The 11,432-nt window shown below is 70.6% G+C and carries 11 protein-coding genes and 1 tRNA gene; 6 read left to right on the forward strand and 6 right to left on the reverse strand.

Annotated features, from left to right (window positions below):
- The first annotated feature begins 163 nt into the window (after positions 1 to 163).
- Complete coding sequence (locus ACH4TL_RS14200) at positions 164 to 838, forward strand: Crp/Fnr family transcriptional regulator (protein WP_055546320.1); 675 nt, start codon at positions 164 to 166, stop codon at positions 836 to 838.
- An 86-nt stretch (positions 839 to 924) separates the two neighbouring features.
- On the opposite strand, the gene ACH4TL_RS14205 is transcribed toward ACH4TL_RS14200, so the two are convergent.
- The 4 genes from ACH4TL_RS14205 to ACH4TL_RS14220 form a co-directional block, all read right to left on the reverse strand.
- Entirely contained in the window at positions 925 to 1,755 is an 831-nt protein-coding gene (locus tag ACH4TL_RS14205; RefSeq protein ID WP_398313855.1) for an MBL fold metallo-hydrolase, read from the reverse strand.
- Complete coding sequence (locus ACH4TL_RS14210) at positions 1,752 to 2,759, reverse strand: NUDIX hydrolase (RefSeq protein WP_398313857.1); 1,008 nt, start codon at positions 2,757 to 2,759, stop codon at positions 1,752 to 1,754. The genes ACH4TL_RS14205 and ACH4TL_RS14210 overlap by 4 nt, the downstream gene beginning before the upstream one ends.
- 132 nt (positions 2,760 to 2,891) lie before the next feature.
- The gene (locus ACH4TL_RS14215; RefSeq protein ID WP_398313859.1) at positions 2,892 to 3,356 is read right to left on the reverse strand and encodes a RidA family protein; all 465 of its coding nucleotides are present in this window, start codon (positions 3,354 to 3,356) and stop codon (positions 2,892 to 2,894) included.
- The gene (locus ACH4TL_RS14220; RefSeq protein ID WP_003967454.1) at positions 3,353 to 3,511 is read right to left on the reverse strand and encodes a DUF4177 domain-containing protein; all 159 of its coding nucleotides are present in this window, start codon (positions 3,509 to 3,511) and stop codon (positions 3,353 to 3,355) included. Before ACH4TL_RS14220 ends, ACH4TL_RS14215 begins: the two co-directional genes overlap by 4 nt.
- Positions 3,512 to 3,583: 72 nt before the next feature.
- Here ACH4TL_RS14220 and ACH4TL_RS14225 point away from each other — a divergent pair, with 72 nt between their 5' ends.
- Both ACH4TL_RS14225 and ACH4TL_RS14230 read left to right on the forward strand, forming a co-directional pair.
- Positions 3,584 to 4,561 (forward strand): ArsA-related P-loop ATPase, encoded by a 978-nt coding sequence (locus tag ACH4TL_RS14225; RefSeq protein WP_398313861.1) that lies wholly within the window; start codon positions 3,584 to 3,586, stop codon positions 4,559 to 4,561.
- A gap of 109 nt (positions 4,562 to 4,670) precedes the next feature.
- Positions 4,671 to 6,038, forward strand: coding sequence for an ArsA family ATPase (locus ACH4TL_RS14230; RefSeq protein WP_398313863.1), 1,368 nt, complete (start codon positions 4,671 to 4,673; stop codon positions 6,036 to 6,038).
- A gap of 531 nt (positions 6,039 to 6,569) precedes the next feature.
- On the opposite strand, the gene ACH4TL_RS14235 is transcribed toward ACH4TL_RS14230, so the two are convergent.
- A complete protein-coding gene (locus tag ACH4TL_RS14235) occupies positions 6,570 to 6,905 on the reverse strand; it encodes a WhiB family transcriptional regulator (protein ID WP_030829787.1) in 336 nt (111 codons plus the stop codon).
- A gap of 406 nt (positions 6,906 to 7,311) precedes the next feature.
- On the opposite strand from ACH4TL_RS14235, the gene ACH4TL_RS14240 reads away from it, so the two are divergent.
- The gene (locus ACH4TL_RS14240; protein ID WP_398313865.1) at positions 7,312 to 9,558 is read left to right on the forward strand and encodes a transglycosylase domain-containing protein; all 2,247 of its coding nucleotides are present in this window, start codon (positions 7,312 to 7,314) and stop codon (positions 9,556 to 9,558) included.
- A gap of 76 nt (positions 9,559 to 9,634) precedes the next feature.
- Here ACH4TL_RS14240 and ACH4TL_RS14245 read toward each other — a convergent pair whose 3' ends face one another.
- On the reverse strand, positions 9,635 to 10,105 hold the full coding sequence (locus ACH4TL_RS14245; protein ID WP_398313867.1) for a GatB/YqeY domain-containing protein: 471 nt from the start codon (positions 10,103 to 10,105) through the stop codon (positions 9,635 to 9,637).
- A 77-nt stretch (positions 10,106 to 10,182) separates the two neighbouring features.
- On the opposite strand from ACH4TL_RS14245, the gene ACH4TL_RS14250 reads away from it, so the two are divergent.
- Both ACH4TL_RS14250 and ACH4TL_RS14255 read left to right on the forward strand, forming a co-directional pair.
- Entirely contained in the window at positions 10,183 to 11,112 is a 930-nt protein-coding gene (locus tag ACH4TL_RS14250; protein WP_398313869.1) for a metallophosphoesterase, read from the forward strand.
- 85 nt (positions 11,113 to 11,197) lie between these two features.
- Positions 11,198 to 11,271 (forward strand) — tRNA-Pro (locus tag ACH4TL_RS14255).
- The last annotated feature ends 161 nt before the right edge of the window (positions 11,272 to 11,432 follow it).

Here is an 11,432-nt window from a genome sequence, read left to right on the forward strand (position 1 = left end):
AGCCGCCGACAACCGGCCGGGCCACCGACGAGACCCCGCCCAATCGGACCCCTGCCGCACGGTCCGGCAGGCCAGTGCGTCAAACTTGTGATTGATCGCACTGTTTTACCGTCCGGCATCATGGGGACGACGGTCCCCTGTGCATGTCGACAAGGAGAGACTCGTGGACGACGTTCTGCGGCGCGCCCCGCTCTTCGCGGCGCTCGATGACGAGCAGGCCGCTGAGCTGCGCGCCTCCATGGGAGAGGCCACCCTCGCGCGGGGTGACGCCCTCTTCCACGAAGGGGACCCGGGCGACCGCCTGTACGTGGTCACCGAGGGCAAGGTGAAGCTCCACCGCACCTCTCCCGACGGCCGCGAGAACATGCTGGCCGTGCTCGGACCCGGTGAGCTGATCGGCGAGCTGTCGCTGTTCGACCCCGGCCCGCGCACAGCAACCGCCACCGCCCTCACCGAGGTCAAGCTGCTCGGCCTCGGCCACGGCGACCTCCAGCCGTGGCTCAACGCCCGCCCCGAGGTCGCCTCAGCGCTGCTGCGCGCCGTGGCCCGGCGCCTGCGCAAGACCAACGACCAGATGTCCGACCTCGTCTTCTCCGACGTGCCCGGCCGGGTCGCCCGGGCCCTGCTCGACCTGTCGCGCCGCTTCGGCGTGCAGTCGGAGGAGGGCATCCACGTCGTCCACGACCTGACCCAGGAGGAGCTGGCCCAGCTGGTCGGCGCCTCCCGCGAGACCGTCAACAAGGCGCTCGCCGACTTCGCGGGCCGCGGCTGGCTGCGGCTGGAGGCGCGCGCGGTGATCCTGCTGGACGTCGAGCGGCTGGCCAAGCGGTCCCGCTGACGCATACGGAACGCCCGAAGGGCCCCGGCCGGAATCCCCGGCCGGGGCCCTTCGCCGTTCCCGGACCAGCGTCGTCCCCGGACCAGTCAGATCAGCCCGTGCTCGCGCAGATAGTCCAGCTGAGCCCGCACCGACAGCTCGGCCGCGGGCCACAGCGACCGGTCCACGTCCGCGTAGACATGCGCCACGACCTCCGGGGGCGTGCGGTGGCCGCTCTCGACCGCCGTCTCCACCTGCGCGAGGCGATTGGCGCGGTGCGCCAGGTAGTACTCCACCACGCCCTGCGCGTCGTTCAGCACCGGACCGTGGCCCGGCAGCACCGTGCCGACCCCGTCCTCCACCGTGAGCGACCGCAGCCGCCGCAGCGAGTCCAGGTAGTCGCCGAGCCGTCCATCCGGATGCGCGACGACCGTCGTACCGCGCCCGAGCACCGTGTCGCCCGTCAGCACGGCGGCGTCGGCCGGGAGGTGGAAGGACAGCGAGTCGGCGGTGTGGCCGGGGGTGGGCACCACCCGGAGCTCCAGACCGCCGGTGGTGATGACGTCCCCCTGCTCCAGCCCCTCGTCGCCCAGCCGCAGCTCCGGGTCCAGCGCGCGGACCCGGGTCCGGGTCAGCTCGGCGAAGCGGGCCGCGCCCTCCGCGTGGTCCGGGTGTCCGTGGGTCAGCAGGGTCAGCCCGATCCGCTTCCCGGCCCGCTCCGCCGTCGCGATCACGTTCTCCAGGTGGCCGTCGTCCAGCGGGCCGGGGTCGATGACGACGGCGAGGTCGGAGTCCGGCTCGGCGACGATCCAGGTGTTGGTGCCGTCCAGCGTCATGGGTGACGGATTCGGCGCGAGGACGCATATGGCGCGGTCGGTCGCCGGGCCGCCGATCGCGCCCCCGCGCGGCTGGCCGGGCAGGGCGGCTGCGTACGTCATGCTTCCGGCTCCCCCGTGGCGCCCGGGATGTGCTTGGTGAACTCGTCGTGGCCCGGCCAGCTCAGCACCAGTTCGTCGCCCTCCAGCCGGGCCTGTGCGAGCACCGGGGTGAGGTCCTGGTCCGCGGCGGCCACCAGGGCGTCGTGGACCGTGCCGTACGGTCGCAGCTGCCGCAGCGTTGCGATGGTCGGGGGCATCATCAGGAGTTCGCCCCGGTCGTAGCCGTCGGCCGCGTCCCCGGGGCGGAGCCAGACGGTGCGGTCTGCCTCCGTGGAGGCGTTGCGCGTACGCTGCCCCCGCGGCAGCGCAGCCGCAAAGAACCAGGTGTCGTAGCGGCGCGGTTCGAACTCCGGCGTGATCCAGCGCGCCCAGCCGCCGAGCAGGTCCGAGCGGAGCACCAGCCCGCGGCGGTCGAGGAATTCGGCGAACGACAGGTCCCGGGCGACCAGCGACAGCCGGTCCGTCTCCCAGTCGTCGCCCGTGGTGTCCGCGACGACCGTGTGCGGGGTCGGGCCCGCGAGGAGCACCCCGGCCTCCTCGAAGGTCTCCCGGACCGCCGCGCACACGATGGCCTGCGCCTGCGTCGCGTCGCTCTCGTCGAGGCCCAGCCGCCGCGCCCACTGGGCGCGCGAGGGACCGGCCCAGGCGACCATGCGCTCGTCGCGCGGGTCCACCGAGCCACCCGGATAGGCGTACGCGCCCCCGGCGAAAGCCATGGAGGCGCGTCTGCGCAGCATGTACACGGCGAGCCCGGCCGCATGGGCACCGCGGTCGCCATCGCCGCGGTCGCCGTCCCGGCGCTCGCCGCCGCCGTCCGTTCCGTACTGTTCCCCGTGCGCCCCGTGCTCCCCGCCCTGCCCGCCCGGCGCACTGTCCGGTCCGTCCCGCAGCAGCAGCACGGTGGCGGCCCGGCGCGGCGTCACCGGCGTCAGCTCACCGGCCGACAACGACCGGATGCGCTCTGGCCACTCGGGTGGATACCACTGGCCATTCGTAGTGGACATGGCCGGATGCTATGCGTTTGCGGGCGGATGTTCGAGGGGCCCTGGCCGGGGCGCGGACGGCGCGAGAGGCCCGACCACGGACCTGACCACGGCCCCGACACCGACCCCGACCGCACCAGGCCGGGAGAACGGCTAGTCCTCGACCTCGACCTGGATCTCCACCTCGACCGGCGCGTCCAGCGGCAGCACCGCCACGCCGACCGCGCTGCGCGCGTGCACGCCGGCGTCACCCAGCGCCTCGCCCAGTAGCTCGCTCGCGCCGTTGACGACGCCCGGCTGCGCGGTGAAGTCCGGGGCGGAGGCGACGAAGCCGACGACCTTCACCACCCGTACGACCTTGTCGAGGTCGCCGACCACCGACTTCACGGCGGCCAGCGCGTTCAGCGCACAGGTGCGCGCCAGCGCCTTGGCCTCCTCCGGCGTCACCTCCGCGCCGACCTTGCCGGTCACGCCCAGCTTCCCGTCGACCAGCGGCAGCTGGCCCGCGGTGTAGACGTAACGCCCGGTGCGGACCGCCGGGACGTAACTGGCGAGCGGGGCGGCGACGTCGGGCAGCGTCAGACCGAGTCCGGCGAGCTTCTCCTCGACGGCGGTCACGCCTTCTCCCGCTTCAGGTAGGCCACCAGCTGCTCGGGGTTGTTCGGCCCGGGAACGACCTGGACCAGCTCCCAGCCGTCCTCGCCCCAGGTGTCCAGAATCTGCTTCGTGGCGTGTACGAGCAGCGGCACGGTCGCGTATTCCCACTTCGTCATGCAGCCGACTGTAATGCCTCACTCCCGGGGCCTGGTGCGTAGCCCGTGGGGGGACTGGTTAGGCTCCCCAGTGTGAGCAGGCTCCATGTCGTCAGTGGCAAGGGCGGAACCGGCAAGACCACGGTCGCCGCCGCACTCGCGCTGGCCCTCGCGGCCGATGGCAGGCGCACACTGCTGGTCGAGGTCGAAGGCCGCCAGGGCATCGCGCAGCTCTTCGAAACAGAAGCGCTGCCCTATGAGGAACGCAAGATCGCGACCGCGCCGGGCGGCGGGGAGGTGCACGCCCTCGCGATCGATCCGGAGTTCGCACTCCTGGACTACCTCCACATGTTCTACAAGCTGGGTTCGGCGGGGCGCGCCCTGAAGAAGCTCGGCGCGATCGACTTCGCGACCACGATCGCGCCGGGGCTGCGGGACGTCCTGCTGACCGGCAAGGCGTGCGAGGCGGTGCGCCGCAAGGGCAAGGACGGCCGCTTCGTCTACGACTCCGTGATCATGGACGCGCCGCCGACCGGCCGGATCACCCGCTTCCTGAACGTCAACCACGAGGTGGCGGGGCTGGCCAGGACCGGCCCGATACACAATCAGGCCCAGGCCGTGATGCGCGTCCTGAAGTCGCCCCAGACGGCGGTCCACATGGTGACGCTGCTGGAGGAGATGCCGGTCCAGGAGACCGCGGACGGCATCGCGGAGCTGCGCTCGGACGGCCTTCCGACGGGCGCGGTCATCGTCAACATGGTGCGGCCCGCGATCCTCGACCACGAGGCCGTGGACGCCGCCGCCAACGGCCGCCGCGCGGCCGTCGCCAAGGCGCTCTCGCAGGCCGGGCTGGGCGGCGCGCGCCGCGGCGGCCTCGCCGAGCGGCTGGTCGACCCGCTGCTGGAGCAGGCGCGCGAGCACGCGGAGCGCGTCGCCCTGGAGCGCGCCCAGCGGTCCGAGCTGTCCGGCCTCGACCTGCCGCTGCACGAGCTGGAGCTGCTGACGGACGGCGTCGACCTGGCCGGGCTGTACCGGCTGGCGGCGGATCTGCGCAAGCAGTGGCCGTCGTGAGCGGCGTCGGGCCGGTCGGCCGTACGAGGTGTGCGCAGCGCACGAGGCGTACGCGAGGTACGAACAGCACGAGCCGTACGAACAGCACGAGCCGTACGCAGGAGGCGGCATGAGCATGGACGTGGCACCCCGGCTGGAGACCGACGCGCTGCTGGACGACCCGCAGACCCGCATCGTGGTGTGCTGCGGCTCCGGCGGCGTGGGCAAGACCACCACGGCCGCCGCGCTGGGCGTACGGGCCGCCGAGCGCGGCCGTAAGGTCGTCGTCCTCACGATCGACCCGGCCCGTCGGCTCGCGCAGTCCATGGGCATTGACGCGCTCGACAACGTCCCGCGGCGGGTGGAGGGCGTCGGGGACGGGGCGGGCGGCGAACTGCACGCCATGATGCTGGACATGAAGCGGACCTTCGACGAGTTCGTCGAGGCGCACGCCGACCCCGAGCGCGCCCGCGCGATCCTGGCGAACCCCTTCTACCAGTCGCTCTCGGCCGGTTTCGCGGGCACGCAGGAGTACATGGCCATGGAGAAGCTCGGCCAGCTGCGGGCCCGCGAGGAATGGGACCTGATCATCGTCGACACGCCGCCGAGCCGGTCGGCGCTGGACTTCCTGGACGCCCCGAAGCGACTCGGCTCGTTTCTGGACGGGAAGTTCATCCGGGTGCTGATGGCTCCGGCGAAGGTCGGCGGCCGGGCCGGGATGAAGTTCCTGAACGTGGGCGTATCCATGATGACGGGCACGGTCAGCAAGGTCCTCGGCGGCCAGCTGATGCGCGACGTGCAAACGTTCGCGGCTGCGATGGACACCATGTTCGGCGGGTTCCGCACCCGCGCCGAGGCCACCTACCGGCTGCTCCAGGCGCCCGGTACGGCCTTCCTGGTGGTGGCCGCCCCGGAGCGGGACGCCCTGCGGGAGGCCGCCTACTTCGTCGAGCGGCTGGCCGCCGATCAGATGCCGTTGGCCGGTCTCGTACTGAACCGGGTGCACTGCAGCGGCGCCGAACAACTGTCGGCGGAACGGGCTCTGGCTGCGGCGGAGACGCTGATCCTGAAGAGCGCGGCGGCCCCGGATCCGGTCGCGGATCCACCGGGGGAGGGTAGCGTTCCGGCCAACCCTGGCGGGGGCGCGGAAAATCTTGGTGCCGACGGATTTGTCGATCCCGACTCAGGGAATGCTCAAGCCCGGAACGCCTCAGCGGCGGACAATTCCTCGGCAGCGGACCCCGACGTCTCCCCCACGTCGGCGGAGCGGCTTGCCGCGGGGCTGCTCCGGCTGCATGCGGAGCGTATGCAGGTGCTCGGACGCGAGCAGCGCACACACGACCGCTTCACGGCGTTGCACCCCGAAGTCCCGGTGGCCCAAGTGGCCGCGCTCCCTGGAGACGTACACGACCTGACGGGGCTGCGGGCGATCGGCGATCGCCTCGCGGCGGCCCCGGCGGACCGGCCCACGGACCAGTCCAAGCGCACGGCAGGCTGACGCCCGCCCGGGTGCCCAAGCCGCGCGCGTAGCTTACGGAGTTGCACGCGTGCCCAGGCCGCGGCGTACACGGAGGTACCCGTACGCAACGGCCGTCATGACACGCGAGCCCATGACAGAGCCCACGAGGGACTGACACGACGAGCCGACGTCACGGCCGGAGCACGGTCATCGCGCCCGCCGCGGATCCCCAATCGTCCGCACCGTAGCGCTCTGCCCATCCGTCCCTGCACGTCCCATGCACGTCTGCGTCCATGCACGCCTGTCATGCGTATCCGCGCATGGCACGTCCGTACACGTCGTCGCCCATGGCGTGGCGGGCTGCCCCAAGGTCCGCAGGCCCCCATGCCCGTGAACCACCTTGCCCGGCCACGACCGGCCGCGACCACTGTCGCGGCCGTACTCGTGTCGTACACCCCTTCCTCGTCCCGTCGTAGATGAGAGAAAGCCCGTGACGAGGGGTGGGTGAGATGAAGTTGTGATGCTGTGATGCGATACGACGTCGTCGCGCACCGGCCTGCCGGCCGACCGCTATCCGACGGCAGCGAAGCGCTCGTACTCTTCGTCGTCGAAGGGCAGAATGCCCGCGCTGCGCTCGTACTCGGTGCGTGCGGTCTCCAGCAGCCTTCGCCAAGAGGTCACCGTCGGGCGGCGGCGCAGCAACGCCCGCCGCTCTCGCTCGGTCATCCCTCCCCACACACCGAACTCGACACGGTTGTCCAAGGCATCCGCAAGGCACTCGGTGCGCACCGGGCATCCGGTGCAGACCGCTTTGGCCCTGTTCTGTGCCGCGCCCTGGACGAACAGTTCATCTGGATCAGTAGTGCGGCAGGCGGCCTGCGCACTCCAGTCGGTTACCCAGCCCATGCTGGCGCCGTCCTCTCCCGAATCGGAGCTCCCCCACGGCGACAAACGGCATATTCACCGTCGCCAGTTGAGGACGTTACGGAAGGCGAGCAAGCCGCAACACCCCCTGCGGGCCCAATCTTGGATGGCCCGAACGGACTATGGGTACGCGGCAGATCACCCAACGGAGTGAGCTGACGACATTTGCGATTACTGGTGCAAACCAGGGCAGTTCAGTCAACGAACAGCGGGCACCTCAGGACACGGGGTCACAATCCGGGCACTCCTCATCACTCACTCGAGTGAGGGTGGAGAGGCGGTGCGATGCGGTGCGATATGGCGCAGCAGCACATGCGTGGCTGGCGTGAAACAGCGTATGCGAACACGCGGTCTCCTGTCCGGCGATTCGCCACGTAGGCTGCCTCTTATGGGTTACACGCGCTCGGGCGGAGGGCTGTCCACCGCTCAACAGGCCGCCAAGTTCCTCGGCGTCAGCGCGCTGGCCGGCGCCGTGATGGCCGGGCTGGCGCTTCCCGCCGTCGGGGCGTTCGGCCTCACGGCCAAGGAAACGGTCCAGGAATTCGACGATATTCCGGCCAATCTCAAAACGCCGCCGCTCAGCCAGCGGACCACCATCCTGGACGCGAAGGGCGGCGAGATCGCGAAGGTCTACTCGCGCGACCGCACCATCGTGAAGCTGGACGACGTCTCCCCGTACATGCGCAAGGCGATCGTCGCGATCGAGGACGCGCGCTTCTACCAGCACGGGGCGGTCGACCTCAAGGGCATCCTGCGCGCCGCCAACCGGAACGCGCAGAGCGGCGGTGTCTCACAGGGCGCCTCCACCCTCACCCAGCAGTACGTGAAGAACGTCTTCGTCGAGGAGGCGGGCGACAGCAAGGAGAAGTTCGCCGAGGCCACCCAGCAGTCCATCGGCCGCAAGATCAAGGAACTGAAGTACGCGATCCAGGTCGAGAAGGAACTGGGCAAGAAGCGGATCCTGGAGAACTACCTCAACATCACGTACTTCGGGCAGCAGGCCTACGGCATCGAGGCCGCCTCCCAGCGCTACTTCAGCAAGCCCGCCAAGGACCTGAAGCTGGAGCAGGCCGCACTGCTGGCCGGTCTCGTCCAGTCGCCGAGCCGCTATGACCCGGTCACCAACCCGGACACCGCGAAGGCCCGCCGCGACACCGTGCTCCAGCGCATGGCCGACATGAAGGACATCACCGCGGCCCAGGCCGCCGCCGCCAAGAAGAAGCCGCTCGGTCTCGATGTCAGCATGCCCCGCAGCGGCTGCATCACGGCCGTCAAGGGCGCGGGCTTCTACTGCGACTACGTCCGCCAGATCTTCCTCAACGACCCGGTCTTCGGGAAGACGGCGGCGACGCGCGCCAAGCGCTGGAACCAGGGCGGCCTGACGATCCGTACGACGCTGGACCCGCAGGCGCAGGAGTCGGTCCAGAAGTCGATCAAGTCCCATGTGTACCAGTCCGACAAGGCCGCCACCGCCGTCTCGCTCGTCGAGCCGGGCACCGGCAAGGTCCTGGGCATGGGCCAGTCCAAGCCGTACGGCTTCGGCACGGACCAGACGCAGATCAACCTCTCCGCCGACCACTCCATGGGCGGCTCGAACTACGGCTTCCAGGTGGGCTCCACGTTCAAGCCGATCACCGCCGCGGCCGCGCTCGAGCGGGGCACGAGGCCGTACAAGACCTACTCCTCGCCGTACAAGATGGAGTACCCGAGCCCGGTCAGCACCTGCAAGGGCACGTGGAGCAACAGCGAGGGCTCGACCGTCGAGAACGAGAACAAGTCGGAGGTCGGCCCGTACGGGATGAAGGAGGCGACCGCGAAGTCGGTCAACACCTACTTCGTCCAGCTGATCAGCGACATCGGCGTCTGCCCGGTGACCGAGCTGGCCGACAAGATGGGTGTGGAACGGGCCGACGGCAAGGAGCACCACCAGGTGCCCTCCCTCACCCTCGGCACCGAGGGCTTCTCGCCGCTGACCATGGCCAACGCGTACGCGACGTTCGCCAACCGCGGCGTCTACTGCTCGCCCGTCTTCATCGACTCGATCACCGGCCCCAGCGGCAAGAAGCTGAAGGTGCCGCAGTCGAAGTGCTCGCGCGCGATGTCCGAGAAGACCGCGGACACGATCAACACCCTGCTGCGCGGTGTGGTCGAGGACGGCACCGGTAAGCAGGCCGGTCTCCAGAGCCGCGCCAGCGCGGGCAAGACGGGTACGACGGACGAGCGCCGCGCCGCCTGGTTCGTCGGCTACACCCCGAACCTCGCGGGCGCGGTGTGGGTCGGCGGCGGCCCCGGCGCCAGCGACCTCAGGATGGAGAACGTCACCATCGGCGGCGTCCACCACGACAAGGTCTACGGTGCGGACACCCCGGGGCCCATCTGGAAGGACGCGATGAGCGGCGCGCTGAACGGCAAGCCCGCGCCGAACTTCGTCACCGTGCCGATCAAGGACCCCAACGCGCGCAAGCCCACCCCGCCCAAGAAGCCGGGCCACCAGAAGCCCGGCCGCGACAAGCCCGGGAACGGCGGCGGGGACAAAAACCCCTGGCCGGACATCTCCCTCCCGCCGGGCGTGATCGGTGGCGGCAACGGAAACGGCGGCAAGGGGAACGGCGGCTTCGAGTGGCCGCCGCGGTAGCCGGTGGCAGTACCCGCGGCTGACTGAGCGCGGAAGGGGCCCGGACGAAACCGTCCGGGCCCTTTCTCTGTGGGCCCTACCCGCCCGCGAGCTGCCGCTTCACCGCGGCGGCGACCCGGCCGCCCTCGGCCCGGCCCGCGATCTTCGGGTTCACGATCTTCATCACGGCGCCCATCGCCCGCTGCCCCTCGGCGCCGCCCTCGGCGGCCTCCCGGACCGCGTCCGCGACCAGCGCCTCCAGCTCGTCGTCCGTCAGCGGCTGCGGAAGGTAACCGGCGAGCACCTCGCCCTCGGCCCGCTCCCGCTCGGCCTGCGCCGCCCGGCCGCCCTTCTCGAACGCCTCGGCCGCCTCACGGCGCTTCTTCGCCTCGCGCGCGATGATCTTCTCCACCTCGGCATCGGACAGCTCCCGGGAGCTCTCACCTGCGACCTCTTCCTTCGAGATCGCGGTGATGGTGAGCCGGAGCGTGGAGGAGCGCAGCTCGTCGCGCGCCTTGATCGCTGCGGTGAGATCGTCCTGAAGCCTGGACTTGAGCGTGGTGGTCATGGCGTCGAGTCTGCCAGCACTGGCCGGGAATCACCCGAAGATTTCTCCCCCGGCGGCGTTCTGCGACCATGGAGACCATGCGCGCGCGATACGGAGTACCTCTGGGAATCACGGCGGTCGGCGCAGCCGGTCTCGCCTACGCCGTCGGCTTCGAAGTGCGGTCCTTCAGGCTCCGCCGCATCACCGTGCCCGTGCTGCCGCCCGGCATGCGGCCGCTGCGCGTCCTCCAGGTCTCCGACATCCACATGGTGAGCGGGCAGCGCAAGAAGCAGCGCTGGCTCCAGTCGCTCGCCGGGCTGCGCCCCGACTTCGTCGTGAACACCGGCGACAACCTCTCCGACCCGGAGGGCGTCCCCGAGGTCCTCGACGCGCTCGGCCCGCTGATGGAGTTCCCCGGCGCGTACGTCTTCGGCTCCAACGACTACTACGGACCGAAGCTGCGCAACCCCGCCCGCTATCTGCTGGAAAAGGCCAGCGGCCGCCACGGCCTGAACGGCAACCCCCCGGCCGTCGGCGTCGTCCACAACCCGTGGACGGAACTGCGCGACGCCTTCGACGCGGCGGGCTGGGTCGGCCTGACGAACACCCGCGGCCGGCTCAAGCTGAACGACGTGGAGATCGCCCTCACCGGCCTCGACGACCCGCACATCAAGCGCGACCGCTACGCCGAGGTGGCCGGGGGCCCCGAGACCGGCGCGGATCTCTCCCTCGCCGTCGTCCACGCCCCCTACCTCCGCGTCCTCGACGCCTTCACCGCCGACCGCTACCCCCTGATCCTCGCGGGCCACACCCACGGCGGCCAGCTGTGCATCCCCTTCTACGGCGCCCTGGTCACCAACTGCGACCTGGACACCCGCCGGGTCAAGGGCCTCTCCACCCACGAGGCCGGGGACCACACCTCCTACCTCCACGTCTCCGCAGGCTGCGGCACCAACCGCTACACCCCCGTCCGCTTCGCCTGCCCCCCGGAAGCCACCCTCCTCACCCTCACCCCCCAGTCCCCCTGACCCCCTCCCCCGCCCCGACCTGCGAGTCCCCCAGAACCGGATTTCGTGTCTGGCCACAGGTCCGCTAAAGTAGAGCTCGTTGCTTCGGGGTGTAGCGCAGCTTGGCAGCGCGCTTCGTTCGGGACGAAGAGGTCGTGGGTTCAAATCCCGCCACCCCGACTGGAGGAACACCAGGTCAGGGGCCTGATCCGCGAAAGCGGGTCGGGCCCCTGACTCGTTTATGGGGCCTCTTGGGAGCCGTTTGGGAGCCGACCCCGAAATCCGGCTCCCAAGGAGCCGCCGCCGAAGCAACGGTCCGGTGCTCCGACGGGACACCTACC

The organism is Streptomyces sp. NPDC021115 (assembly GCF_044333065.1).
GTDB lineage: Bacteria > Actinomycetota > Actinomycetes > Streptomycetales > Streptomycetaceae > Streptomyces.